Consider the following 26,348-nt stretch of genomic DNA (forward strand, 5'->3'; position numbering starts at 1 on the left):
CGGAGCGGACCGCCCTCAGCCCGTCACCGCAACGCGGTTCGCCGAACGGCATGAGCGAACTCGTCGCGCACTTCGAGTAACCACTCGCGCACTTCGCGTGATCGGAGTAAGACGGGATGAGTGATCTCCCGACGCAGACTTCTTTCACTCGCCGGCGCGAGCGCGCTGCTCGCGGCGTGCGGTTCGAACACCGGCCGAGGCGACGACGGCCAGGCCCTCAAGCAGTGGTACCACGCGTACGGCGAGCCCGGCGTGCAGCAGGCCGTCGAGCGTTATGCCAAGGCGTACGCGAAGACTCCGGTCGACGTGCAGTGGAACCCCGGCGACTACGATTCCAAGCTCGCGACGAGCCTGCTGTCCGGCGGCGGGCCGGACGTCTTCGAGTCCACCCCGCAGCTCAGCTCGGTCAGGGCGGGCCAGCTGGTGCCGCTCGACGACGTCTTCGGTGACGCCAAGTCCGACTTCTCCGAGTCGATCCTCGCGACGCACACCGTCGACGGGAAGATCTACGGTGTACCGCAGGCCGTGGACATGCAGATGTTGTTCTACCGCAAGAGCTTCTTCACGCAGGCCGGAGTCCAGCCACCGTCCACCGTGGACGAGCTGGTCGACGCGGCGCGACGCCTCACCACGGGTTCGGTCAAGGGCCTCTTCGCCGGCAACGACGGCGGTGGCGGCGTGCTGGGCGGGCCCGCGCTGTGGTCGGCGGGCCTCGACTACGTGCGGGACCGCCAGGTCGGGTTCGACGATCCCCTTGCGGCCACGGCGGTCGGCAAGCTCCGCGAGCTCTACACCAGCGGCAGCCTGCTGCTGGGAGCGGTGAAGGACTGGGCGGAGCCGGACGCGTTCGTCCAGGGCCTGGTCGCCATGCAGTGGACCGGGTTGTGGGCGGTGCCGGCGGTCGTCAAGGCGCTGGGCGACGACTTCGGCGTGTTGCCGTTCCCCGCTCTGAGCAGCAGCGGAAAGCCCAGCGTGCCGGTCGGGGCGTTCGGCGCGATGGTCAACGCCAAGTCGAAGCGGATCGACGAGGCCAAGGACTTCGTGAAGTGGCTGTGGATCGAGAAGACCGACTACCAGGAGGACTTCAACCTCAGCTACGGCTTCCACATCCCGCCTCGCAAGAGCATCTCGGAGAAGGCCTCGAAGCTGACCTCGAGGCCGGCGGCCGACGCGGTGAAGTTCGTGCGGGACAACGCAAAGGCGTCCAACCCGCCGGACTGGACCTCGGTGATGCGCACGGCGTTCAACGACGCCGTGTCGCGGGTGGTCCGGGACGGCGCTCCCGCCGACGCCGAGCTGAAGGCCGCCGCGGGCGTTGCCCGTGACGAGCTGAAGCGCCTGTACGGATGAGGAACGGACGCGCGTTCTGGCTGTTCGTCGGGCCGTTCGCCGCCGGGCTGCTGGTCTTCGTGTACGTGCCGATCGGCTGGAGCCTGTTGCTGTCGTTCTTCGACGCGCGCAACACGGTGACGCCGACGGAGTTCGTGGGGCTGCGCAACTACGCGGACATGCTGACCGACGGGCCGTTCCTGAGCAGCCTCGGCACGTTCAGCGTGTTCGCGGCGTTCATCGTGCCGCTGACGTTCGTGCTGGCTCTGGCGTTGGCGTTGCTGGTCAGCCAGATCAGCTTCATGCAGGCGTTCTTCCGGTCGGTGTTCTTCCTGCCGACGGCGTGCTCGTACGTCGTGGCGTCGCTGGTGTGGAAGCTGTCGATCTTCAACGGCCTGCGGTCCGGTCTCGCGAACACGGTGCTGGGCTGGTTCGGCGCGGATCCGGTGGCGTGGACGGTCTCCACGTCACCGCCCTGGTACTGGCTCGTGCTCGTGACGCTGCGGCTCTGGTTGCAGCTCGGGTTCTACATGATCCTGTTCATCGCCGGCCTGCAACGGATTCCTGCCGTGCTGTACGAGGCGGCGGCGTTGGACGGCGCACGGTCGTGGCAGGCGTTCCGGTTCGTCACGCTGCCGCAGCTGCGCACGACGTCGGTCGCGGTGTTGCTGCTGCTTCTGATCGGTGCGTACCAAGCTTTCGACGAGTTCTACAACGTGCTCGGCACCGACCGCGGCTACCCACCGTTCGCCCGGCCGCCGTTGATCTACCTGTACTACACGGCTCTGGGCAGCGGAGGTCAGGACTTCGGGCACGGCAGCGCAGGCGCGGTGATCCTGACGTTGCTGATCGTCGGCGTCACGCTGCTGCAGGGAAGGGCGGTCCGACGGTGAAAGCGTTGCGGTATCTCGCTTTGAGCATCGCGGCCGTGTTGTTCCTCGTGCCGTTCTACCTCGTCGTGCGCAACGGGCTCGTGGCGGAGTCGGAGATCAGCGCTCCGTCGTGGACCTTCCTACCTTCGGCCGTGCGCTGGGAGAACTTCGGCGAGCTGTTCGGCAACCCAGCCGTGCCGCTGGTGCGGAGCATGGTGAACTCGCTGGTGGTGGCGGTGTTGCAGACGGCTGGGCAGCTGCTGTTGTGCTCGCTGGCCGGCTACGGGCTCGCGCGGATCCCGTACCGGTACGCCAACGTGGTGTTCTACTTCGTCGTCGCCACGTTGATGATCCCTGCGGCGGTGACGTTCGTGCCCACGTTCGTCGTCGTGTCGACCCTGGGGTGGGTCTCGGACCTGCGCGGACTGGTGATCCCCGGGCTGTTCAGCGGATTCACGGCGTTCCTGTTCCGGCAGTACTTCCTGAACTTCCCGCGGGAACTGGAGGAGGCCGCCCGGATCGACGGTCTCGGGCACTGGGGCACGTTCTGGCGCGTGGTCGTGCCGAACTCGCGCGGGTTCTTCGCGGCGCTCGGCGTGATCGCGTTCGTGACGTCGTGGAACCAGTTCCTGTGGCCGTTGGTGATCGCCCAGGACCAGGACTCGTGGACGGTGCAGGTGGCGTTGTCGACGTTCCTCACGGCTCAGTCGATCAACGTGCACGAGCTGTTCCTGGCGGCGGCGGTCTCCATCACCCCGCTCGTCATCGTGTTCGTGGCGATGCAGCGGTGGCTGGTGCGCGGGGTGACGGAGACCGGGATCAAGGGCTGATGCCCAGGCCACCGGTCTCAGCGCTCGAACACCTTCCGCCACGACTCCGTCGACGTCAGCTCCGGCAGCGCGGCCCGGTAGACCCGCGTCATGCGGTCCCACTCCTGGCCGAGACGGCGGTAGTTGCGGGCCGCCCGCGCCGCCAGCGCGCGGAACTCCTTCGGGTCGCGCTTGTAGAACGCCACCGCGGTGCCGTCGGCGGTGGACACCGTCGCGCTGTCCAGGTTGCCGAGCAGGAACCACCGGGCGCTGAGCGCCGGCACGTTCATCTGCGGACGTCCGGCGGCGTCCGGGGCGGGGCTGCTGAAGTTGTGCAGCAACGACTTCGCGGCGCGCTTGGCCGTGGTGACCTTGGAGGTCGACGGCTGCAGCAGGGCCTCGGCGCGGACCTGGTCGAACGTCGGCGGCGGGAACTCGCGGGCCGAGGGCAGGGTCTGCGCGTCGGAGTACTCGGCGCGCAGCCTGCGCACCTCCGGCAGCGCGGTGCGCAGCGAGTCGAAGAGCAGCGACGGCCCGGCGAGGAAGTCCTCGATCGCCTTCTGCTGCAACATGACCGTCGAGTACTCCATCGACAGCAGGTGCCGCAGCGACAGCTTCAGGCCGTGCTTCACGATGCCGTTCTTCACGTCGTGCGGGCTGTGCAGCGCGGCGAGGATCAGGCGGTTGCGCGTGTGGAAGTACGCCTGCCAGTCCGTCGAGTCGTTCTTGTCCGTCCACGGCATGTGCCACACGGCGGAACCGGGCAGCGACACCGTCGGGAACCCGTGCTCCAGCGCCCGCAGCGAGTATTCCGCGTCGTCCCACTTGATGAACAGCGGCAGCGGGTAGCCGATGCGGCGCACGACCTCGCGGGGGAACAGGCACATCCACCAGCCGTTGTAGGTGGCGTTGATCCGCGGATGCAGTTCCTTCGTGTCCCGCAACGAGTCCGTGGCGAAGTCGTGGTCCGTGACCGCGCCCGGTGCCGCGCGCCAGAAGCACGTGTTCAGGTCGACGATCTCCGCGAAGCTGTGCAGGCGCGCGCGCGAGTGCAGGTTCAGCATGTGGCTGCCGACGATCACCGGTTCGGCGGCGGCGCGCGCGAACGCGTTGGAGCGCAGCAGCGCGTCCGGTTCGAGCCGGATGTCGTCGTCCATCAGCATGACCTGGTCGACGTCGGTGTGCTCGATCGCCTCGTACAGGCCGCGGGTGAAGCCGCCGGAACCGCCGAGGTTGTCCTGCTCGATGACCTGCAGCTTGTCGCCGAGCAGCGCCGCCGCCTCCGCGAAGCCCTCGGTGTCGCGCAGCTTCACGGGCCCCTGGTCGGCGACGAAGACCTTGCCGAGCACGTCGAGCACGGCCGGGTCCTCCCCCAGCGCGTGCAACGCGATCACGGCGTCGACCGGCCGCATGCTCGCCATGCCGATGGCGACCTTCTGCGGGGGCAACGGTTCGCGCACGGTCCAGGCCGCCTCGCGGATCTCCAGCGGCGCGTCGTCGGTGAAGACGTCGAACCAGATCCAGCCACCGTCCTCGAACGGCTTGAGCGGCACGGTGAACTCGACGTCGGTCCACTCGTCCGCGTCACGGACGTACCGGCCCTCGATGTGGATGATGTCGCCGGACGGACGCGAGCGGTACACGTCGACCCGGCCGGTGCCGCGCACCGCCAGGCGCAGCACGACCTCGTCGACGGTCGTCCAGCGCTTCCAGTAGGAGGCGGGGAAAGCGTTGAAGTACGTGGAGAAGGAGACCTTCGCCGACGGGGGGACCGTGGTGCTGCGGCGGGACGCGACGTGGCAGTGCACCGAGTCCGGCTCGTCCAGGTAGAGCGGACGGACGTCGAGCGGGTCCTCGTCGCGGGGCAGGATCACCCGTTGCAGCACGCAGTTCTGGTCCACGGACCCATCCCCTGTCAGTAGGACGGGCGGCCCGGAATGATCCCGGGCCGCCCGTGTGCAGCGTTCGTTGTGTGAATCAGAGGTCGTACAGACGCGACCAGGTGTCGCGGCTGGTCAGCTGACCCATCGCGTCCCGGTAGGAGCGCTGCATCTCCGGAGCCCTGCGGTACAGCTCGCGGAAGACCTTGGCGCCCTGCTTGGACAGGCGCACCGCGAGTTCCTTGTCGCGCTTGCGGACCCGCACGCCCTCCTGCGACGCGTCGGTCACGACCGCCGTGTTGAACAGCGAGACGTGCCACCACGCCGAGTCACCGGCGGGAACGGCACCCGCCTCGTGCACGGTCTTGCCGAGCAGCTGGTTCACGAGGCGCTTGACGAACACCGGCGCGATCAGCTTCGGCGTCGGCGCCGAAGTGATCATCGGCAGGCTGCCCGGCTTGAAACCGGGGATCTCCGACGCCGGGTGCCGCACGGTCTCGGGGAACTCGGCGCGCAGCTTGCGGATGTCCGCCGCCGCCTGCACACCGCCGTCCTCGAGGAAGTCCGGGCCCTTCATGAAGTCCTCGATCGCCTTGAGCTGCGTGGCGGCGAGGCCGTACTGCATGCCCAGGATGTACGTGGCGAACTGCTTGGCCATGCCGCGCACGATCATCTTCGGGTCGAAGCGGCTGTGCAGCGCGGAGGTGATCAGGGCGTTGCGCAGGTTGAAGTACCTGTGCCAGTCGTCCCAGTCCTTCCAGTGGAAGTCCGCGTGCCAGACACCGGCACCGGGCAGCGACACGGTGGCGAAACCGTGTTCACGCGCGCGGTAGCCGTACTCGATGTCGTCCCACTGGAAGAACAGCGGCAGCGGGTAGCCGACCGCCTTCACGATCTCCGACGGGATGAGGCACGACCACCAGCCGTTGTAGCCGGCGTCGACGCGCTTGTCCTGGACGTTGCGCTTGCCCGTCTCCTCGTCGTACCCGGTGAGGTCGGCGTTGAACAGCGCGCCTTCCACGACCTGGCCCGGCGCGAGGGTGTCGAGGTTCGCGTACTCGGCACCGACGTGCAGGAAGTTCGGGTGCAGCAGGTAGAGCATCTGACCGCCGACGATCGTCGGCTGCGTCGTGCGGTTCGCGAACGCGGTGAGCCTGATGACGATCTCGGGCTCGCACAGCACGTCGTCGTCCATGAACAGGACGTTGGCGTGCTCGGCGTGATCGATCTCGGTGACCTCGTACAGGCCGCGCGTGAAGCCGCCGGCACCACCGAGGTTCGGCTGGCGGATGTAGCGCAGCTTGGGCCCGAGGGCGGCCGAGACCTCGGCGAACCGCTCACGCGACTCGACGGCGTCCGTGCCCTGGTCGACGACGTAGACCGTGTCGACGAGCTCGAGCGGCTCCGGGTCCGACGCGAGGGCGGCCATCGTGTTGAGGCAGTCGTCCACACGGTTGAACGTGCAGATGACGACCGCGGTCGGCCGCACCGACTTCGGCGGCGAGACCGTCCAGCGGACCTGCTCGACCGCGAGCGAGTCTTCCGCCGTGGTCACGTCGAACCAGAGACCGCCACCGTCGGTGAACTTGTCGATCTTCGCGGAGAGGCGCACCTTCTGCGCTTTCGCGCCGGCGACCTTCTCCGCGGCGACCGTGCGGGTCTCACCCTCCGAGTCCGAGGCCACGAGGGCGACCTGGCCGGAGCCGGTCACCTCGAGCTCGAGCTCCACCTCGGGGCTCACGCACCACCGCTGCCAGTACGACGCGGGGAAGCGGCCGAAGTAGGTGTTCATCGTGACCGTGGCGTTCGGGTGCACCACCATGCGGTGGCGCTCCCTGTCCGCGATCCCCCGCTTCACTTCGGCGTAGAGGTCCTCCGAAACGATCTGCGAGGGACCTGCGAACAGGCCACGTTGCGTCAACAGCTTCTCCGGAGCCTCGTGCTCCACGAGGTTGGACTTGCCCGGCATTGCGATTCAGTCCTCCAGCGACCCGTCCAGCGCCTGACCGGACGCCAGGTGCGGAGCGATCTTGTTGTCGAACACACTCAGCGCGGAACCGATCGCCATGTGCATGTCCAGGTACTTGTACGTGCCGAGGCGGCCGCCGAAGAGCACGTTGCGCTCCGCGGCTTCCTTCTTCGCCAGCTCGCGGTACCGCTCGAGCTTGGCGCGGTCCTCGGCCGTGTTGATCGGGTAGTACGGCTCGTCGTCCTTCTCCGCTGCGCGGGAGAACTCCCGAACAATAACCGTCTTGTCGTTCGGGTACTCGCGCTCCGGGTGGAAGTGGCGGAACTCGTGGATGCGCGTGAACGGCACGTCCGCGTCGTTGTAGTTCATGACCGGCGTGCCCTGGAAGTCGCCGATCGGCAGCACTTCCTGCTCGAAGTCGAGCGTACGCCAGCCGAGCCAGCCCTCGGAGTAGTCGAAGTACCGGTCGACCGGGCCGGTGTAGACGACCGGCGTGCCGGCGGGGATCTCGTCCCGCACGTCGAAGTAGTCCGTGGACAGCTTGACGTCGATGTTCGGGTGGTCCGCCATCTTCTCGAGCCACGCGGTGTAGCCGTCGACCGGCAGGCCCTCGTAGGTGTCGTTGAAGTAGCGGTTGTCGAAGGTGTAGCGCACCGGCAGGCGGCTGATGACCGCGGCGGGCAGCTCCTTCGGGTCCGTCTGCCACTGCTTCGCGGTGTAGGCCTTGATGAACGCCTCGTAGAGCGGGCGGCCGACCAGCGAGATCGCCTTCTCCTCGAGGTTCTTCGCGTCCTTGCTGTCGATCTCCGAAGCCTGCTCGGCGACCCACGCCTTCGCGTCCTCGGGCGACATGTACCGGCCGACGAACTGGGACAGGAGCCCGAGGCCCATCGGGAACTGGTACGCCTGACCGTCGTGCATGGCGAACACGCGGTGCTGGTAGCCCGTGAACTCGGTGAACTGGTTCACGTACTCCCACACGCGCTTGTTGGACGTGTGGAACAGGTGCGCGCCGTAGCGGTGCACCTCGATGCCTGTCTCGGGCTCTGCCTCCGAGTAGGCGTTGCCTCCGATGTGGTCACGCCGCTCCAGCACCAGCACCCGCTTGTTCAGCTGGGAGGCGGTGCGCTCGGCGACAGTGAGGCCGAAGAATCCGGAACCGACGACGATCAGGTCATATCCAGCGAAGCTCACGGCAAGAGGGTAGCCGTGACGCGTGCCCGCTCCGAAAGCCCCCATCGACACGGGGCGGGGCATGCGCCGAACCCGGCATCCGTAGACTTCGGCCTGACACGCGGCGGCCATGATCACCGGCTGCTCTGCGGCCCAAATCACCCGCACCGTGAGGTAGATCGACGATGAGTTGGTTCGAGGCCGTCCCCACGGCCCTCGCAGCGGTCGCCTGGTTGCTCGGTCCCGGTCTGGTGCTGACGTGGGCCGTCGGCCTGCGCGGGCTGTCCGCGCTGGGCATGGCGCCGACGTTCAGCCTCCTGGTGGTCTCCATCACCGCCGTGGCGGGGCAGAAGGCCGGCATCAGCTGGTCGATCTGGCTCGTGCTCGTCGTCACGGCCGTGTTGGCGGCGCTCGCGCTGCTGGCGTCGCTCCTGCTGCGCCGGGTGGCGCGGCCCAGGGCGAGCGACCCGGCCCGCACGCTGCTGGTGTCCGCCGCGGGCATCCTGCCCGCCGTCGTGATCGCGTGGTTCGTCGTGGTCAACGGCATGGGCGAGCCGGACCAGCTGTCCCAGACCTACGACGCGATCTTCCACTACAGCGCGGTCAGCTACATCCTCGACTCCGGTTCGGCCTCGTCGCTCACGATGGCCTCACTGGGCAACCCGGGCACCCCGGCCACCTTCTACCCCGCCGGCTGGCACGGGGTGACGTCGCTGGTGGTGCTGACCACCGGTGCCGAGATCGCCACCGCCGCCAACCTGGTCGCGTGGGCGATCGCGGGCGTGGTGTGGCCGGTCGGCTGCCTCGTGCTCGTCCGCCAGATCGTCGGCCGCAACACCGCGGCCATGTTCATCACGCCGCTGCTGGCCGTCACGTTCACCGCGTTCCCGTGGGGCCTGCTCAGCTTCGGCGTGCTCTGGCCGAACCTGCTCGCCGTGTCGCTGGTGCCCGCCGGTCTGGCCGCGGTGCTCGCCGCCACCAGGCTCGCCACCGACGACGTGATCGGCATCCGCCGTTCGTTCGTGCTCGCCCCGATGGTGCTCATCGCCACCGCTTTCGCCCACCCGAACGCCGTGTTCAGCCTCGCGGTGCTCGCGCTCTTCCCCCTCGGCACGGTCGTGCTGCGTTACGCCCTCGAGCAGCACCGCGAAGGGCGCACCCTGCGCGGTGTGCTCGTGCTCGGAGGATCGCTCGCCGCCCTCTTCGCGGTCTGGTACTTCCTGGCCACCACCGGCGCGCTCAAAGGGGTGCGCGAGCAGTACTGGCCGCCGTTCGAGACCCCCGCGATGGCCGTCGGCGAGACGCTGCTGAACGCGACGAACGGCCGTCCGGCGCTCTGGGCGCTGTCCGCGCTGACGCTCGTCGGGCTCGTCGTCGCCTGGCGCACGGTGAACCGGCGCTGGCTGGTCGGCGCGGTCGCCGCCACGACGGCCCTGTTCACCATCACCGCGGCGCTGAACCGGCCGGGCACGCAGATGTTCACCGGCTACTGGTACAACGACTCGTACCGCCTCGCGGCGATGCTGCCGATCACCGGTGTCCCCCTCGCGGTGCTCGCCGTGCTGCTGATCGCGGGCAAGATCGGCGACCGGCTGCCCGCGAACGGCCGGTTCCCGCTGCTGCGCACGCCCACGGCGCTCACCCTGCTGGTCACGCTCGCGCTGGTGCCGTTGACCAAGGGCCTCTACTTCCAGACCAACGTCGACACCATCGCCACGAACTACCGGACGGCCAGCAAGACGGACGGCACCCTGGTCGACCAGACCGAACTGGCGTTCCTGCCCGAGCTGGGCGCCTCGCTGCCCAAGGGCGCCTACGTGGCGAACAACCCGTGGGACGGCAGCGCGATGATGCTCGCCGAGGTCCGCCGCAAGCCCGTGTTCGGACACGTCCTCATGGATTGGAACAAGGACCAGAAGTACCTGGCGGAACACCTGCGCGAAGCCTCCACCGACCAGGAGGTGTGCGCGGCCGCCGGGCGCATCGGCGTTCAGTACATGTTGGTGGCGAACAAGACGTTCATGCCCAAGGACGACCGGGTGAAGGCCTACCCCGGCATCGGTGAACCGAGGGGCACGGGCGCGTTCGAGCTCGTCGCGTCCGAGGGCAGCGTCAAGCTCTACCGCCTCGACAAGTGCGGCACCGCGTCCAAGCCGACCTCCTAGGCCCTGTCCGTTGCGGTCGGCGCTGGTCACACTCGGTTGCGCTGGAACGCACAGCGGGTCAGCCCGAGCAGGGCTGACCAGGTGACCGGGGTGACAGGCCCGCAGGTATGCTGGCGCCGCCCACGGCTGGTCGAAGCCTCATCCCGGTACCCCCGCTTCTGGGGAGCTGTGCGGACTTACGGGACGACGGTCCTCACGGTGTACTCCGTGCACCAGAACGATCGTCGCGTCGCACGGGGTGCACGAAGCCGTCCACTATGACCGGAATCTATGGACTGTGAGACTATGGACTGTGAACTGACCATTCTGATGCCGTGTCTCAACGAGGCCGAAACACTGGCCACGTGCATCCGGAAGGCACAGGGATATCTCGAGCGGTCTGGCGTCGTCGGCGAGGTGCTGATCGCGGACAACGGCAGCACCGACGGGTCCCAGCAGATCGCCACCGACCTCGGCGCCCGAGTCGTCCAGATCGAGGCCAAGGGTTACGGCAACGCTCTGCTCGGTGGCATCCGGGCGGCTCACGGTGAGTTCGTGATCATGGGCGACGCTGACGACAGCTACGACTTCTCCAGTCTCGACGAGTTCGTCGCCAAGTTGCGCGACGGAGCCGACCTGGTCATGGGCAACCGGTTCAAGGGCGGCGTCGAGCCGGGCGCGATGCCCCCGCTGCACAAGTACCTCGGCAACCCGGTGCTGTCCGCGATCGGCGTGCTGTTCTTCAAGGCACCCACGCGCGACTTCCACTGCGGCCTGCGGGGCTTCCGGCGCTCGTCCATCCTGGGGATCGGCCTGCACACCTCCGGCATGGAGTTCGCGAGCGAGGTCGTGGTCAAGTCCTGCCTGGCCGGGCTCCGCATCGAAGAGGTCCCGACCACGCTGAAGAAGGACGGCCGCAGCCGCCCGCCGCACCTGCGCAGCTGGCGGGACGGCTGGCGCCACCTGCGCTTCCTGCTCATCTACAGCCCGCGCTGGCTGTTCCTCTACCCCGGTCTCGCCCTCACCGTGCTGGGCCTCGTGACCACGCTGGGGCTGCTCATCGGCCCGATCAAGCTCGGCTCCGTGGGCCTCGACGTCGGCACCATGACCTACGCCGCGGGCCTGACCGCGGTCGGCTACCAGGCCGTGCTGTTCTCGGTGATGGTGAAGCTGTTCGGTGCCAGGGAAGACCTGCTGCCGATGAGCAAGCACTACCGGCAGCTCGTCGAGAAGTTCACGGTCGAGCGCGGGCTGATCCTCGGCCTGCTGATCTTCGTCGTCGGCTTCCTGGTGGCGGTGTGGCAGGTGGTCCTCTGGGGCGGCGACGGCTTCGGCACGATGGACGCGGCGCAGACCGTGCGCACGGCGATCCCGGCCGTCCTCGGCCTCCTGCTCGGCTTCCAGACGATCATGTTCAGCATGTTCGCCGGCGTGCTGAGCATCCCGACCACGGACGGCCTCACGGCCGCCAAGGCGGTCAACGCCCCCGAGCCGGCCAGGAGCGCGCAGTGACCGGAGCACCTCCGGCCCCTGCAGTCGCACTTCAGAAGAACGAACCGGGTGAGTCGACGACGGAGGAAACCCCGCCGCCGGCCTCCCGGTTGCGCCGGGTGCTCCTGTCGCCGGTCACGGTCGCCCTCGTCACCTGGCTGCTCGCCGTGCCGGTCGCGGTGGTCGTCCCCGGAGTCGCCGACGTCAGCCCGTTCAGCGAGAACGGAATCTTCCTGCCGCTCGCAGTGGGCTTCCTGACGCTGGCGGCGGTCACCGCGGTGGCGTGGAGGTCGCGCGCAGGTGAACTGGTGTCCGCCTGCGCGGCCGGGCTGATCGCCGCCTGGGTGGTCCTCGTCTTCCGGATCGGGTACTACGGATCCCCGTTCGGCTCCACCGGCATGATCAACGGTGGCGACCGGACGCGGATGGCCGCGCTGGCGGCGAAGAACACCGTCACGTCGCTACCGACCGACGCGTTCGTGGTGGACGTGACGTCGGAGTACCCGCCGCTGTTCCCGTGGCTGGTCGGCAAGACGTCACTGCTCGTCGACGTTCCGGTCTGGCGTCTGCTCGTGGTGGCAGAGGTCGGTCTGCTGTCGCTCGCCGTACTGGCCACGTTCCTCATGTGGCGCCGGCTGGTTCCGGCTCCCGCCGCGCTGGTGATCAGCTCGGTCAGCCTGTTCGTCAACGGCGACCCGCGCAAGGCGTTCGCGGTCATGACGTTGTTCGTCACGGTGCCGTGGCTGATCTCGACGCTCGCCGAGCCCCGGCGTGGGCGCTTGCACTGGCTGCCCGCCGGCATCATCGCCGGATTGATGATGCTGCTCTACAACGGCTGGTACGCGTTCGGTGTGATCGGTCTCGTGGCCGTCGTCGTGTCGACCTGGCGACGGGTGACCGACAGGGCCGCCTACGTCCGCCACGTCCTGCTGGCCGCCGTGGTGGCCCTGGTCGTGGCCTCCCCTTATCTGCTGCCCTACGCCATCGCGGTGTTCACCGAGAAGGGCCAGGCGACCGGCGACGAGTTCGTGTTCAGCGGCCAGACCCTGAACGCCTTCCCGTTCCTGAAGCCGACCCTGCTGGGTGTGCTCCAACTCGTCGGCCTCGCGGGGTTGGTCTGGTACCGAAGCCGCACCGACTGGGCTCGGCCGCTGCTCTACCTGATGGTCGGCGCCTACGCCTTCTGGCTGTTGGCCGGTCTCCGATTCGTGTTCAGCAAGCACACCACGTTGTACTTCTACGCGCCGGTGCTCGTCGGTGCTGTACTGGTGGCGGCCGGGGTGCTGACGCTCGCCACGGCAGGGCCCGCACTGGCCAGGAGGTTCTCCTTCGTCCCGCCGTACCGCACAGGAGCCGCAGTCGTCGCCGCGTCGATGGTGTGGTTCATGTTCGCCTACTGGCAGGACTGGCGGCCGAGCACCGATGCGGCTCCGGCGTTCGCCTACAACACAGCGAGCACGTACAACACGTACACAGCCTGGGCACACCTCTCACCACTGCCCGACTGCACCTACCCGAGGTTCGCGCCACAAGAAGGGCGTTTTCCCTGCCTTCCGGCCGACCGCATCAAGGCGGAGGTGGAGCAGGTGCGCGGCGTCGGCGCGATGCCACGCACGTTGTCCGCGGACGAACGGCTGTTCGCCTATCTGCCGTGGCCGGGTTACACGGGCGTGGACCGCACGGCGGCCGGCTCGCGGACCCGGTGGGACGATCGCCAGGCGGAACTCCAGCGGCTGTCGAAGATCACCGATTCCACCGAGTTCACCCGAGCCACCGCCACCACCGAGTTCGGCCCAATCGACGTGTTCGTGATGAACCGGTCCAGCGAAAGCAACTGGGACGCCGTCCAGGCAACGTTCCACCCCGAACAGTTCGACTCCGGGGAATGGACGGTCGTGCGGAACCTGCCCGGCGACACCGTTGTGGCGATCCGGAAGCCGTAGTGCACGTCAACGCCCCCGTCCGCTTCCCGGTCTCAGACACCGGGAAGCGGACGGGGGCTGTTGTGCCTTCACGGGATCGCGAGCGTCGAATCCGCGCGTGCAAGGTGCAGCGGTCCCTCGACGAGTTGGGTAGGTTCGACGGGGTGATCGTCCCTGACAACGGCCCGCAGGACGACGCGCGCGCCGGTCGCGCACCGTCGGGCAGGACGATCCATCCCACGCCGCTCACTGGCTTTGATCTCGTCCGGCAACCATATGATCACCGTCAGTTTCGTGTTCAGCCTCTTCCTCATCGGCCAAGACTGAAACCCGCAAAGGTCCTCCATGGAAACCTCGAAATCGACCGACGGCTCGGATTACACCGAACGGCTCGCCCGTTTGCAGCAGCCGCTGTGGAAGCGCGTGCTGGACGTCCAGGCGCCCTACCGATGGAACGTGCGCCGCTTGTTCGGTGACCGTGAGGTGCTCGACATCGGCTGTGGCATCGGCCGCAACCTCGACCACCTCGCGCCGAACGGTGTGGGCGTCGACCACAACGAGCACTCGGTGCAGATCTGCCGCGACCGCGGCCTCAAGGCGTTCACGATCGAGGACTTCAAGAAGAGCGAGTACGCACAACCCGGCCGGTTCGGCGGGATGCTCGCGGCACACCTCGTCGAGCACATGCCGAGGCCGGACGCCGTGAAGATCCTGGAGAGCTACCTCGAGTACCTCGCACCGGGTGCGATCGTCGTCCTGATCTGCCCGCAGGAGCGGGGTTACGCGACGGACGCCACGCACGTCGCGTTCACGGACCTCGACGGCCTCGAGGACGTCGCCACGCAGTTGGGCCTTTCGGTGAACAAGCGCCTGTCGTTCCCGTTCCCCCAGGCGGCAGGCAAAATTTTCACGTACAACGAATTCGTTCTGGTGGCCCAGAAAGCGTAGTGCTTCCGTCTCATCACCACCCGTGACGCCGGTGACCCGGCCGTGCCGAAAATGTGCTCTGAATTCCTGTTGACTGACCAACGTCCACCGATAGGATGAAAAGGCTTCTGAGCCTGGGGGGTCACAGGGGGTTTTCGAGTCGCTTCGCCGTCTGGCGGAAGCGGGGCGCACAGGCCTGCGCTGGGATCACCCGGGTTCATCTGGGATTCATGGAATTTTCCATGCGCTTGGTCGAAGGAATTCCTTCGCCGGCAAACGATGGGGGTCGTAGTGAGACGTAGCACGACAACGGCAGTCGTGGCCGCATTGGCCACGACGCTGTTCGCAGCCGGCGCGCAGGCACAGGCCGCGCCGGACACTTCGAAGGACAAGCGGGGGGTCGAGGCCGCGAGCGCCGGCGGGAGCAAGCTCGCCGCAGCCGCCGAGGCGCTGGTCGAGGGCAAGTCGGGACTCGTCCCGGTCACGCCGAAGCGCGTGCTCGACACGCGTGACGGCACCGGCCCGGGCGAAACGGCACCGATCGGCCAGGGCAAGACGATCACCCTGGACCTGTCGACCGAAACGCCGGTGGACGCGGGGTCCGCCGTGCTGAACCTCACGGGCACCCAGGTCACGGGCTCCACGTACCTGACCGTCTGGCCCATCGAGGCGCCGCAGCCGCTGGCCTCGAACATCAACCTCAACCCCGGTACGACGCGATCGAACGCCGTTGTCGTGGCACTCGGCCCGTCGCGCCAGGTCAACGTCTACAACAACAGCGGATCCTCGCACGCGATCCTCGACCTGTCGGGTTACTACAGGTTCGACACGGGCAGCAGGTACACCCCGAGGACGCCCGAGCGCGTGCTCGACACCCGCAACGGCGGTCCGGTCGGGCAGGGCGGCTCCGTCGACATCGACTTCTCCGGCAGGGTCCCGTCCGACGCGACGGCCGTCACCTTCAACCTGACGGGCATCAACGCGACGGCCGGCACGTTCGTCTCCGCCTACCCGTCCGGGACCACGCGGCCGAACGTGTCGAACCTGAACCTGGCCCCGAACGAGATCACGCCGAACCTCGTGACCGTGCCGCTCGGCACCAACAAGAGGGTCACGCTGTTCAACAACGCCGGCAGCGTCCACCTGGCCGCCGACCTGGCCGGGTCCTTCTCGCCAAGCACCGGCTCCTACTTCTACTCGTTCCCGCCGGTGCGCGAGGTGGACACCCGCACGGGCACGCTCGGACCGCTGGACCCGAGCTGGGCCCTGGTCCTGCATTGGTACAAGGACGAAGTCAAGGGCATCACGGGCAACCTCACCGGCACGGAGCCGACGCAGCCCGGCTTCGTGAGCGCGTGGCCGGGCGGTCAGGACCAGCCGTTCACGTCCAACCTGAACCTCGTTCCCGGGCAGACGGCCGCCAACATGATCTCCGTCGGCGTGGGCTACGAGCCCGGTTTCGACGGGAAGTCAGTGCTGTTCGCGAACCAGAACGGCTCGGTCCACGTGATCTTCGACGTCGCCGGGGTCTACGCCGACTTCGCGTGACAGATCAGCTCGACTGAGTGACCACCGGAGCCGGGTTGGTCGGGGCAGTAGCCCTGAGCAGCCCGGCTCCTGCTATCACGACCACCACCATCGGGCCGATCAGCTGCGCGACCACCGCGCCGTCGATCGGGTCGAACGGCAGTGCCATCAGGGCGATCAGCACCGCGGTCCCGACGATCCACGCCACGAACACCGTGCGCTGCTTGCCCAGCGCGACCAGCGCGGGCTGGAAGACCAGGCTGACCAACAGCAACATCGTCGACAGCGCCAGCAACGCCATCACCGCCGCGGGTGGCCTGACCTCGGCGCCGAAGAACGTGACCACGGCCCAGGGCCCGATCAGCCCGGCACCGGCGATCGCCGGCACGCCGATGACCGCGAGCGCCATCAACGCCTTCCGCATGGTCCGCCGGAGAGCCGCGTGATCACCGCGCACGGTTGCCGCCGTGAGACCGGGCATCATCATCGACTGCACGGGCCCGTAGAGCAGCAGCGGCACCCGGCTCAGCACGAAGGCGAAGTTGAACGCGCTCGCCACCGCCGGCTGGTCGACCATCTTCGCGCTGACGAGCAACGGGGCCAGGTTGGACACGAGCTGGGTGAGCAGCGTCGCCGTCGCCAGCAACGCGAGGCTCATGGCGATCCGCCCGAACCGCTGTGCGTCGTGGACGGCCTCGACCGAATCCATCGTTCCCGCCGGCTCGAAGGTGCGCACCCTCGTCCGCAGGCGCGAAATCGCCGGCAACGCCGCCACCAGTGCACCCGCGGCGAACAGCAGTCCGAAGAGGTTCTGGTTCGCGCTGCCGATCACCGCGAGCGCGAGACACGGCACCAGCCTCGCGGCGCCCTCGACGATCAGCGTCACGGAGTACGTGCCGAACTCGCCGTAGCCCGCCAGGGCACCGCGGACGAAGTAGATCGCGGCGCCGGCGAAGATCCCGAGCACGAGCCAGGCCATGAACGACGTGTGCCCGCCGAAGTTCCGGCTCACCAGCAGGGGCGAGAGCGCCAGCACCACCACGACGGCCGCACCGCTGAGCAGGAGGCTCAGGACCGCCACGCGCCGCAACCCCGTCGCCGGGTTCACCCCGCCGGCGAGCCCGCTGCTGACCAGGCGGCTCGTCTCCTGCTCGACCGAGTAGAAGAGACCCGGCCCGACAATGGTGATGATCATGTACAGACCGGTGACAGCCACTGCCTCCGTGCTCGACAGGGTGTTGCCGACCACAGCGAGGAAGCCGAAACCGGACAGGCCGACGACCAGTACGCCGACCGTCATCGCCGCGGCCGAACGAGCTTGCCCGCCAGGGGTTTCCAACGCCATGCGGGAGACCATATGCCGGGGGAGCCGGTCGGGACGCTGCGGGTAAGGTCGGCGAATGCTACCTGCCGACCTGCCGACGGTGAGCGCGATCGTTCTGGCGTGGAAGTCCGAACCGTGGCTGCGGCGCTGCGTGACCGCACTGCTCGGCTCGGAGAAGGTCGCCGTCGAGGTCGTCCTCGTCGACAACGGCTGCACGGACGACGACGTGGAAGTGCTGTCGGAGCTCGACGGCGTCACGGTCGTCCGCCCCGGTGAGAACCTGGGTTACTCCGGCGGCAACAACGCCGGCGTGAAGGTGTCGACCGGCGAGTACGTGGCCCTCATCAACGGCGACGCGATCGTGGAGCCGGGCACCCTGGCGCGCCTGGTCCAGGAGCTCCAGGACCGGCCCGACGTGGGCATCGCCGCCGCCAGCGTGCGGCTCGCGGAAGACCCGACGCTGCTGAACTCGCGCGGCAACATGGTCCACGTCCTCGGCATCAGCTGGGTCGGCGGCCTCGGCGAGCCGGAGACCCGGACGGCGCCGACGGACACGGCGGGCGCGATGGGCGCGGGCCTGGTCACCACGCGCGCGCACTGGGACCGTCTCGGCGGCTTCTTCGAGCACTACTTCGCGTACCACGAGGACGCCGACCTCTCGATCCGCACGTGGCGCCTGGGCCTGCGCGTGGTGAACGTCCCGGACGCGGTCGTCGTGCACCGGTACGAGTTCGCGCGCAACAACAACAAGTACTACCTGGTCGAGCGCAACCGGTTGATGTTCGTGCTCACGCTGTGGAGTGGGCGCGCACTCGCGTTGCTGGCGCCCGCGCTCCTCGCGCTGGAACTGGCCATGGTCGCGCTCGCGGTGAAGGAAGGCTGGCTGAAGGACAAGGCCCGCGGCTGGGCCTGGCTCTGGCGCCACCGCAAGGACCTCCGCGCCCGCCGCAGTCTCGCCCGCAAGGCGCAGACCGTGCCGGACAGCGAGTGGATGAAGGTGCTGACCAGCGAGCTGAACACCCCGCTGATCAACGTCCCCAAGGTGGTCCTGACGCCGCTGAACGCCGTGACCACGGCCTACTGGAAGCTGATCCGGCGCTTCGTCTGACCGGGTCCGGCCCCGGAGGTCACCGAGCAGACCACCCCGGGTGCACTGGCCGGGGTGGTCGCGGTGGCCGAGCAGCTCCTCCGGCAGCAGGCCGAGGCCGGGCTGGGCGTCCACGACCGCGGCGTGCCACTGCGGGACGCAGATCTCGTCGGCGTCGAGGAACGCCACCGGCCAGTGGGCGGCCGCCTCCAAGCAGTCGTGAACAGGGGACGCCGTAGAGTGGGGAACCTCAAACTCCCCTTCGAAAAGGTACCCAAAGCCGTGACGAAGCCTCCGACCCCTGTGGACGGTCGCGCGCCCTCGTGGTTCCGCAGACTCGTCGACCGGGCGGGTTACCAGTCGCTCGTCACCGTCGATCAGCTCCTCTTCTCGGCCATCGCGTTCGTCGTGCAGGCGGCGGCCATCCCGGTGTCGACCGACGCCGAGTACGGCATCTTCACGCTGGTCGTGATGGTGCAGACCGGTCAGTGGTACATCGGCAGGGCGATCGCGTCCGAGCCGATGCTGGTCTCGCGCACCGCGGCCGCCACGGATCCGAAGGCACTTCGCCCGCCTGCCGCCACGGCGCTCACGCTCGGCCTGGTGATCGGCGTGTGCTCGTTGCTCGTCGCGTTGTTCCTCGACGGGACCGCGCGCGACCTGCTGCTGATCCAGGCGGTGGCCTCGCCGTTCCTCGGCGTGCTCGACCACGCGAGGTACGTCGGCTACGGCAAGCAGCGGCCGTTGGTCTCGCTGGTCCTCGACGGCGGCTGGCTGCTGGCCTTCGCGGCGACCGCGGCGACGTTCGCGCTGGCCGACCACCTCAGCCCCACCCGCACCTACGCGATGTGGGCGATCACCGGCATCCTCGCGACGCTCGTCGCCGTCGCCCTGACCGGTGGCCCGTTCTCACTGGGATCCGTCGTCGGGTGGATCAAGGAACAGCGCAAGCTCATCCCCGGCTTCCTCATCGACGCCCTGTACCTCGCGGCCGGCATCTACGCGACGTTCGGCATGGCCATCTGGGCCACCGGACTCGACGGGTACGGCCTGCTGCGCAAGGCGATGACGCCGATCACCGCGATGACCGTGCTGTTCGTCGGCATCGGCAACGCGCTGCTCGCCCACCTCGCCGGCCGCAGCGCCAAGGACGTCGTGCGGGCCCCGGCGATCGTGTCGCTGCTGGCCGCCGGTGTGTGCGTGGCGGGCATGCTGGTCGTGGTCGTGCTGCCGGCGGACCTCATGAGCGGGCTGCTCAAGGCCGACTGGTCGACGCTCGAACCGGTCGTGCTGGTGCTGCTGGTCTACGCACTGCTGCTGGCGTCGGGACAGACGGCGATGGTGGCGGCCAAGGCGAGCGGCCAGGCATGGGTCGGTCCGCGGGTGCGCACCATCCAGCTGGTGTGCGAGCTGGCGCTGATCGCGTTGCTGGGCACGCAGTTCGGCGTCATCGGCGCCGCGACCGGCATGGCACTGGCATGGGCGATCGGCGCGGCCATCGCGTGGATCGGGCTCACCCGGCACGCACGAGCGGACAACGCGGCTTCGGCCACCACAGACTGATTTGGAGAGCCATGCACCTGGTGGACCTGCCGTCCTGCTACCCCCCGCATCCCGGCGGTCTTGAGGCCTACGCGTACGAGCTGCACAAGCGGCTGCTGGAGGCCGACCCCGACCTCCGCATCACCGTGCTGACCTCGGACACCGCCTCGAAGCCCGGGGTGGAGCACCTGTCCGACCGCTGGACGGTCGTGCGCTGGCCGTCGTGGATGCCGGTGTCGCCGTACCCGGTGCCCAAGCCCGGGTTCCACGCGTTGCTGCGCAAGTACGTCACGCCGGACACGGTGATGATGACGCACACGCGGTTCTTCTACCACGCGGCGCTGGCCAGCATCTGGGCCAAGCGCAAGGGCATCCGCCGGGTGCACATCGAGCACGGGTCGACGCCGGTGCAGAGCGGCAACTTCCTCGTGAGGCTCGTCGCGAACACCGTCGACGCGACGATCGCCCAGCCGGTGCTGCGCACGGCAGCGGGTGTGGTGGCGGTGTCGAAGCCCGCGCACGAGTTCGTTCGCAAGCTCTCCGGCCGTGAGGCGATCGTCGTGCACCGCGGCATGGACCTCCCCGAGGGCATGCGTTCGGCGCCGTCGGGCAAGCCGAACACGGTGTGCTTCGTCGGCCGGCTGATCAGCGGCAAGGGTGTGCAGGACCTGCTCGACGCGCTCGCCGAGGTGAAGGCGGCAGGGGTGCCCGTGCACGCGCGGATCTGCGGCGACGGTCCCGTGCGCGGGATGCTGGAGTCGAAGGCGCGGTCACTCGGACTGGCGGGCGAGGTCGAGTTCCTCGGCTCGGTGGACCACCCGACCGCCCTGAAGGAGATGGCGGCGGCGACGGTCGTGGTGAACCCCAGCTGGACCGAGGGGCTGCCGACGACGGTGCTCGAGGCCGCCGCGTTGGGCGCGTGCGTCGTCGCCACGGACGTCGGTGGTACGGCGGAGATCGTGACCGACGGCGAGACCGGCTGGCTCGTCCCGCCGCAGCAACCACGGGCGCTGGCGAAGGCATTGCGCGAGGCCCTGACGGACGAGGCGCACCGCAACGCGATGGCCGAGCTGCTGAGCAAGAACACTGCGGAGAAGTTCTCGTGGGACAACGCGGTCGAGGTCGTCACCGCGCTGATGCGCGGCACCCCGGTACCCGGCCAGCACTGACCTCCAGCACAGAAAAGCCCTGCTCCGCAGTCCGGAGCAGGGCTTTTTCGTGCTTGGGCTCAGTGCCCGGAGTCCTTCGGGCTGCGCAGCCGCTTGCCCTGCTCCTCGACGTCGAGCCGCAGGATGGCGAGGTCCTCCGCGAGCTTGCGGGTCTCGTCCTCCAGCCGCGAGAGCTCCCACGACAGGTGCAGCGCGACACCGATGAGGAACACGATCGCGGTGAAGAAGAGCAGGTTCGACGGAACCTCGATACCGGCCGCGACACTGACCGTCCCGAGCAGGCCGGGGAAGATCGTGAGGATCAGCAGCAGGACACCGACGACGAGCCACAGCACGGCGTACTTCTCGCTGAGCTGACGGCGGCGGAGCAGTTCCATGATCCCGAGCAGGATCAGGATGCTGCCGATGATCGCGACGACGTATGCGCTCACGCGGCACCCCTCTCAACGGTCGCCGTGGGCGTGGGCACGCGCGGCGTGGAAGCCCGGACCGACACGTCCCACCGGCGGATCAGGGCCAGCAGCAGGGCGAACCCGGCGCGGCCGAGGTAGACCGTCGACTTCCACGGGCTGTGGCTCGGGGTACCCGCCCGGCGCGGACGCATGTGGGCGGGCACCTGGGTGATGGTGCAGCCCGCGCGCACCGCGATGACCAGCGACTCGATGGTGTCGCCCAGGTACTCGACGGGGTAGTTCTCGGCGAACAGGGGCAGCGCGCGCTTGCCGGTCGCCTTGAAGCCCGAGGTCGTGTCGGTGAGGCGGGTCTTCGCGACCCAGGACAGGACCTTGCTCAGCACGACCATCGCCCACTTGCGGGGACCGCGGACCTGGTAATCGCCCTTCTCCGCGAAGCGCGCACCGATGACGATGTCGGCCTCGTGCAGCTTCGCCAGCAGGTCGGGGACCTCGGCCGGGTTGTGCTGGCCGTCCGCGTCGACCTGCACCGCGGCGTCGTAACCGTGCCGCACCGCGTAGCGGAAACCCGCTCGCATGGCACCGCCGACACCGAGGTTGAACGGCAGCTCGAGAACGAGCGCACCCGCCGCCTTGGCCGCTTCGGCCGTGAGGTCGGTGGATCCGTCGTCGACCACGAGCACGTCCGCGTTCGGCACCGAATCGAGGATCTCGCGCACGGTCTCGCCGACGGCGGCTTCTTCGTTCCAGGCAGGCACCACGATCAGGGCCCTGCCGAGGAATTCGCTCGACACGTCGCGGAGCCTAACTGCTCTCGTCCGGGTGAACCCGCCCGGGGTGTGGGCCGCGCGCCCGGCTCACGCGGAGCGGAAGTACTCGACCGTGCGCCGCACGCCGGTGCGAATGTCCGTTTCCGGCACCCAGCCGAGCTCGGCCTCGGCAAGCGACGGGTCCAGGGCCGACGCCCGCAGGTCACCGAGCCGCTCGGGGGCGTGCTCCGGGTCGTCCTGAGCGCCCGCGGCCTCGGCGACCAGCGTGTGCAGCTCGCGGTCGGACACCTGCACGCCGGTGCCGATGTTGTACCGCCTGCCGCCGCCGTTGTCGCCGCTGGCCAGCACGAACGCGTTCACGACGTCCTCGACGAACACGTAGTCCCTGGTGTTGCCGCCGTCGCCGAACACCTTCGTCGGCTTTCCCTCGAGCAGCGCGTTCGCGAAGATCGCGACGACGCCCGCCTCACCGTGCGGGTCCTGCCGCGGCCCGTAGACGTTGGCGAGGGCCAGGTGCGTGCAGTCGATGCCGTAGAGCTGCCGGAACGTGTTGAGGTAGATCTCCCCCGAGAGCTTGCTCGCCGCGTACGGCGACTTCGGGTTGGTCGGGACCTCCTCCGACACCGGCAGGACGTCCGGGGTGCCGTAGATGGACCCGCCGGAGGAGGCGAAGAGGATCTTGCGCGTACCGGCCCTGCGCGCCGCCTCGGCGAGGTTGATCGTGCCGAGGACGTTCTGCCGCGCGTCGTCGAGCGGCCGCTCCACGCTCACCCGCACGTCGATCTGGGCGGCGAGGTGGAACACCGCCTCGGGCCTGACCTCCGCGAACAGGTCGCCGAGCTCGGGTGAGGTCACGTCGAGACGGGTGAACGAGTACCGGTCCGCGTGGGCGGGGTCCGCGGGCGCGATGCGCGTGCCGCGGCGCAGGTCGTCGATCACGTGGACCTCGTGACCGTCCCGGAGCAGGCGGTCGACCAGGGTGGAGCCGATGAAACCGGCGCCGCCGGTCACGAGTGCGCGCATGCCGCACAGGATAGAGGCGGCTCTCAGAACCAGCGTTCGAGGACCATGGCCACGCCGTCCTCGGCGTTCGGACCGGTGACCTCGTCGGCGGCGGCCCTGGCGGCCTCGTGGCCGTTCGCCATGGCCACGCCGTGCCCGGCCCACGTCAGCATCTCCACGTCGTTCGGCATGTCCCCGAACGCGATGACGTGCTCGCGCTCCACGCCGAACCGATCCGCCACGTCGGCCAGACCGGACGCCTTGGTGACGCCGTGCACCGAGATCTCGACCAGGCCGTTGTTCGTGGAGTAGGTGAGGTCGATCTCGCCGTGCAGCACCTCGTTGATGGCCGCCGCCATCTCCGCGCTGGTCATGGCGCTGTTGCGGACCAGCAGCTTGGTCGCGGGGAAGCCGAGCGTCTCGGCGCGGGTGAGACCGCTGTGCGGGCCCTCCGGCCACGGGTGGGTGTAGCTGACCTCGGCGACGAACGTCCTGTCGTCCTTCGGCGTGCCCACGAGCTCGACCGCGTACGTGCAGTCGTCGAGCACGCTGTCGATGGCAGCCGCGACGTCGTGCAACTGCACCGGGCTGAGTGTGCGCGCCCAGACGATCTCGTCACGGCCGATGTCGTAGAGCACCGCACCGTTGGCGCAGACGGCGAGCCCGTCCAGACCGGCCTCCTCGGCGATCCTCGGGACCCAGCGCGGCGGCCGTCCGGTGGCCAGCACGAACGGCACACCCGCGGCGAGCACCCGCGCGACGACCTCCGCGGTACGTGCGCTCACGCTCTCCCGGGGGTTGAGCAGGGTTCCATCGACGTCGGAGGCGACCAGGCGCGGCTGTTCCACCCCGCCATCTTGCCTCCTCGACTACCGAGTCCAAGTTCGTCGGAGGCTGAACAGCTGGTTACCGTACGTCCGTGCGCGCAGGAATCGTGATTCTCCCCGAACATCGCTGGTGGATCGCCGAACCCAAGTGGCGCGCGGCCGAGGAGTACGGGTTCCACCACGCGTGGACCTACGACCACCTCGGCTGGCGCACGCTGGTCGACGGTCCCTGGTTCGGCGCGGTCCCGACCCTGACAGCGGCCGCGATGGTCACCTCGCACATCCGGCTCGGGACGTTCGTCGCGAGCCCGAACTTCCGCCACCCGGTGCCGTTCGCGCGGGAGCTGCTCACCCTCGACGACGTGTCCGACGGACGCTTCACCCTCGGAGTCGGCGCAGGTGGGGCCGGGTACGACACGGTCGCGCTCGGCGCGGAGCCGCTGCTGCCGCGCGACCGCACAGCCCGCTTCGGCGAGTTCGTCGAGTTGCTCGACCAGCTGCTGATCAAGGACCGCACGTCGTGGCACGGGAAGTTCTTCTCGGCCGAGGAGGCCCGCAGCGCCCCCGGCTGCGTGCAGCGGCCGCGAGTGCCGTTCGTGGTCGCCGCGAACGGCCCGAAGGCGATGGCCGTGGCGGCGAGGTTCGGGCAGGGCTGGGTCACCACCGGGCCGCCGACCGAGGACCACGAGACGTGGTGGAGCGGCGTCGCCCAGCTGTCCGAGCAGTTCACTGAGACGTTGGCCACGCAGGACCGCGGTTCCCGGGTGAGCCGCTACCTGAACCTCGACTCGGCGCCGGTGTACTCGCTGTCCAGCGTGGAGTGCTTCGTCGACGCCGTGGGCAGAGCCGCTGAGCTGGGCTTCACCGACGTGGTGTCGCACTGGCCCCGGCACGACGGCATCTACGCCGGCAGTGAGCAGGTCGTGGAGAACATCGCCGCGGACGTGCTGCCCGCGCTCGATCGGCACCTGTAACGGCAGGGCGCTGAACTAGATTTCGTCACCGTGCGCTCTGTTGTGGTGATCGGTGGCGGAATCGTGGGGCTCGCGGTGGCGGCCGAGCTGGCGTCGCGCGGTGACCGCGTCACGGTGCTCGAGAAGGAGCACCGCTGGGGCGCCCACCAGACGGGCCACAACTCGAACGTCGTGCACGCGGGGCTGTACTACAAGCCCGGTTCGCTGAAGGCCCGGATGTCCGTGGCCGGCAACGCGTCGATGATCGCGTTCGCGCACGAGCACGGCGTTCCGGTCGAGGTCTGCGGCAAGCTCGTCGTCGCGACCTCCGCCGACGAGCTGCCCCGGCTGCACGCGCTGGCCTCCCGTGCCGAGGCGAACGGGGTGCCGGCGAAGCTGATCTCCGCCGAGGAGGCTCTCGACCACGAGCCCGAGGTGGCCTGCGTGGCCGCGTTGAGGGTGGAGAGCACCGGGATCATCGACTACTCCGCGGTCTGCGCCGCGCTGGTGCGGTCGCTGGACGGGCACGACCTGCGGCTGGGGTCGCCCGCGCTGGCGATCCGGACGGCGGGTGCCAAGGTCGAGGTCGCGACGCCGCAGGGTGTCGTGCGCGGCGACGTGCTGGTCAACTGCGCCGGCCTGCAGAGCGACCGGATCGCGCGGCTGGCCGGACTGTCCCCCGCCGCCAGGATCGTGCCGTTCCGCGGGGAGTACTACGAACTGCGGCGGACGTCGCTCGTGCGCGGGCTCATCTACCCGGTGCCGGACCCGACGCTGCCGTTCCTCGGCGTGCACCTCACGCGCATGCTCGACGGGTCGGTGCACTGCGGGCCCAACGCGGTGCTGGCGTTGCGGCGCGAGGGGTACCGGTGGAGCGACTTCTCCCCGCGCGACGTCCTCGACGTGGCCCGGTTCCCCGGCACCTGGAAGCTGGCCCGCAGGTTCGCCAGGACCGGCCTCGACGAGGTGCTGCGATCGCTGTCGCGGCGCCGGTTCGCCGAGTCGCTGGCCCGGCTGGTCCCCGCCGTGACCGAGCACGACCTGGTGCGAGCGGAGAGCGGTGTGCGCGCCCAGGCCATGCTCCCCGACGGGTCGCTCGTCGACGACTTCCTCATCGAGTCGGCACCCCGTCAGGTGCACGTCCTGAACGCGCCTTCACCGGCGGCGACGAGCGCGCTGGAGATCGCGCGCCACATCGCCTCCCTCACCTGAGACCGC

Annotated in this window: 21 protein-coding genes; 13 read left to right on the forward strand and 8 right to left on the reverse strand. The window is 68.9% G+C overall.

Annotated elements, in window-relative coordinates; genetic code table 11:
• Positions 1-120 precede the first annotated feature (120 nt).
• From IEY88_RS21215 to IEY88_RS21225, 3 genes are read left to right on the forward strand one after another with little or no spacing between them, the layout of a single operon-like run.
• The gene (locus tag IEY88_RS21215) at positions 121-1,350 is read left to right on the forward strand and encodes an ABC transporter substrate-binding protein (protein ID WP_229693594.1); all 1,230 of its coding nucleotides are present in this window, start codon (positions 121-123) and stop codon (positions 1,348-1,350) included.
• Positions 1,347-2,222, forward strand: coding sequence for a carbohydrate ABC transporter permease (locus tag IEY88_RS21220; protein WP_189156511.1), 876 nt, complete (start codon positions 1,347-1,349; stop codon positions 2,220-2,222). Before IEY88_RS21215 ends, IEY88_RS21220 begins: the two co-directional genes overlap by 4 nt.
• A 5-nt stretch (positions 2,223-2,227) precedes the next feature.
• Complete coding sequence (locus IEY88_RS21225; RefSeq protein WP_373294152.1) at positions 2,228-3,031, forward strand: carbohydrate ABC transporter permease; 804 nt, start codon at positions 2,228-2,230, stop codon at positions 3,029-3,031.
• 17 nt (positions 3,032-3,048) lie between these two features.
• On the opposite strand, the gene IEY88_RS21230 is transcribed toward IEY88_RS21225, so the two are convergent.
• The 3 genes from IEY88_RS21230 to glf form a co-directional block, all read right to left on the reverse strand.
• Positions 3,049-4,911, reverse strand: a complete 1,863-nt coding sequence (locus IEY88_RS21230) for a glycosyltransferase (protein WP_229693595.1) — start codon at positions 4,909-4,911, stop codon at positions 3,049-3,051.
• Between the two features lie 76 nt (positions 4,912-4,987).
• Positions 4,988-6,859 carry a glycosyltransferase gene (locus tag IEY88_RS21235; protein WP_189156513.1) on the reverse strand — a complete coding sequence of 624 codons (1,872 nt, stop codon included), beginning with the start codon at positions 6,857-6,859 and terminating at the stop codon, positions 4,988-4,990.
• A 6-nt stretch (positions 6,860-6,865) separates the two neighbouring features.
• Entirely contained in the window at positions 6,866-8,098 is a 1,233-nt protein-coding gene (gene glf / locus IEY88_RS21240) for a UDP-galactopyranose mutase (RefSeq protein WP_189156665.1), read from the reverse strand.
• Between the two features lie 119 nt (positions 8,099-8,217).
• Between glf and IEY88_RS21245 the strand changes: the two genes are divergently transcribed.
• The 5 genes from IEY88_RS21245 to IEY88_RS21265 all read left to right on the forward strand — a co-directional run bounded on the left by IEY88_RS21245 (position 8,218) and on the right by IEY88_RS21265 (position 16,064).
• Positions 8,218-10,197 carry a DUF6541 family protein gene (locus IEY88_RS21245; RefSeq protein WP_189156514.1) on the forward strand — a complete coding sequence of 660 codons (1,980 nt, stop codon included), beginning with the start codon at positions 8,218-8,220 and terminating at the stop codon, positions 10,195-10,197.
• A gap of 285 nt (positions 10,198-10,482) precedes the next feature.
• A complete protein-coding gene (locus tag IEY88_RS21250; protein ID WP_229693597.1) occupies positions 10,483-11,688 on the forward strand; it encodes a glycosyltransferase family 2 protein in 1,206 nt (401 codons plus the stop codon).
• Positions 11,685-13,610 carry an arabinofuranosyltransferase gene (locus IEY88_RS21255; protein WP_189156516.1) on the forward strand — a complete coding sequence of 642 codons (1,926 nt, stop codon included), beginning with the start codon at positions 11,685-11,687 and terminating at the stop codon, positions 13,608-13,610. The genes IEY88_RS21250 and IEY88_RS21255 overlap by 4 nt, the downstream gene beginning before the upstream one ends.
• A gap of 324 nt (positions 13,611-13,934) precedes the next feature.
• The gene (locus IEY88_RS21260; protein WP_189156517.1) at positions 13,935-14,537 is read left to right on the forward strand and encodes a class I SAM-dependent methyltransferase; all 603 of its coding nucleotides are present in this window, start codon (positions 13,935-13,937) and stop codon (positions 14,535-14,537) included.
• 297 nt (positions 14,538-14,834) lie between these two features.
• The gene (locus IEY88_RS21265; protein ID WP_189156518.1) at positions 14,835-16,064 is read left to right on the forward strand and encodes a hypothetical protein; all 1,230 of its coding nucleotides are present in this window, start codon (positions 14,835-14,837) and stop codon (positions 16,062-16,064) included.
• 4 nt (positions 16,065-16,068) lie between these two features.
• Here the strand turns inward: IEY88_RS21265 and IEY88_RS21270 are convergent, their stop codons facing one another.
• Positions 16,069-17,388, reverse strand: a complete 1,320-nt coding sequence (locus tag IEY88_RS21270; protein ID WP_189156519.1) for a lipopolysaccharide biosynthesis protein — start codon at positions 17,386-17,388, stop codon at positions 16,069-16,071.
• A gap of 55 nt (positions 17,389-17,443) precedes the next feature.
• Here IEY88_RS21270 and IEY88_RS21275 point away from each other — a divergent pair, with 55 nt between their 5' ends.
• From IEY88_RS21275 to IEY88_RS21285, 3 genes are all read left to right on the forward strand, one after another.
• On the forward strand, positions 17,444-18,475 hold the full coding sequence (locus IEY88_RS21275; protein WP_189156520.1) for a glycosyltransferase family 2 protein: 1,032 nt from the start codon (positions 17,444-17,446) through the stop codon (positions 18,473-18,475).
• 63 nt (positions 18,476-18,538) lie between these two features.
• Positions 18,539-20,017 (forward strand): MATE family efflux transporter, encoded by a 1,479-nt coding sequence (locus IEY88_RS21280; RefSeq protein ID WP_189156521.1) that lies wholly within the window; start codon positions 18,539-18,541, stop codon positions 20,015-20,017.
• An 11-nt stretch (positions 20,018-20,028) separates the two neighbouring features.
• Entirely contained in the window at positions 20,029-21,165 is a 1,137-nt protein-coding gene (locus tag IEY88_RS21285; RefSeq protein ID WP_189156522.1) for a glycosyltransferase family 4 protein, read from the forward strand.
• 59 nt (positions 21,166-21,224) lie between these two features.
• On the opposite strand, the gene IEY88_RS21290 is transcribed toward IEY88_RS21285, so the two are convergent.
• The 4 genes from IEY88_RS21290 to IEY88_RS21305 form a co-directional block, all read right to left on the reverse strand.
• Positions 21,225-21,596, reverse strand: coding sequence for a DUF2304 domain-containing protein (locus IEY88_RS21290; protein WP_229693598.1), 372 nt, complete (start codon positions 21,594-21,596; stop codon positions 21,225-21,227).
• Positions 21,593-22,372, reverse strand: coding sequence for a glycosyltransferase family 2 protein (locus IEY88_RS21295; RefSeq protein ID WP_229693599.1), 780 nt, complete (start codon positions 22,370-22,372; stop codon positions 21,593-21,595). The genes IEY88_RS21290 and IEY88_RS21295 overlap by 4 nt, the downstream gene beginning before the upstream one ends.
• Positions 22,373-22,435: 63 nt before the next feature.
• Complete coding sequence (locus tag IEY88_RS21300) at positions 22,436-23,371, reverse strand: NAD-dependent epimerase/dehydratase family protein (protein WP_189156523.1); 936 nt, start codon at positions 23,369-23,371, stop codon at positions 22,436-22,438.
• A 23-nt stretch (positions 23,372-23,394) separates the two neighbouring features.
• A complete protein-coding gene (locus IEY88_RS21305) occupies positions 23,395-24,198 on the reverse strand; it encodes an HAD family hydrolase (RefSeq protein WP_229693600.1) in 804 nt (267 codons plus the stop codon).
• 71 nt (positions 24,199-24,269) lie between these two features.
• Between IEY88_RS21305 and IEY88_RS21310 the strand changes: the two genes are divergently transcribed.
• Together IEY88_RS21310 and lhgD are read left to right on the forward strand one after the other, a co-directional pair.
• A complete protein-coding gene (locus IEY88_RS21310) occupies positions 24,270-25,151 on the forward strand; it encodes an LLM class flavin-dependent oxidoreductase (RefSeq protein ID WP_189156524.1) in 882 nt (293 codons plus the stop codon).
• Positions 25,152-25,181: 30 nt separating this feature from the next.
• Entirely contained in the window at positions 25,182-26,342 is a 1,161-nt protein-coding gene (gene lhgD / locus IEY88_RS21315) for an L-2-hydroxyglutarate dehydrogenase (protein ID WP_189156525.1), read from the forward strand.
• Positions 26,343-26,348 lie beyond the last annotated feature (6 nt).

Source organism: Lentzea pudingi, assembly GCF_014646255.1.
Taxonomy (GTDB): Bacteria; Actinomycetota; Actinomycetes; order Mycobacteriales; family Pseudonocardiaceae; genus Lentzea; species Lentzea pudingi.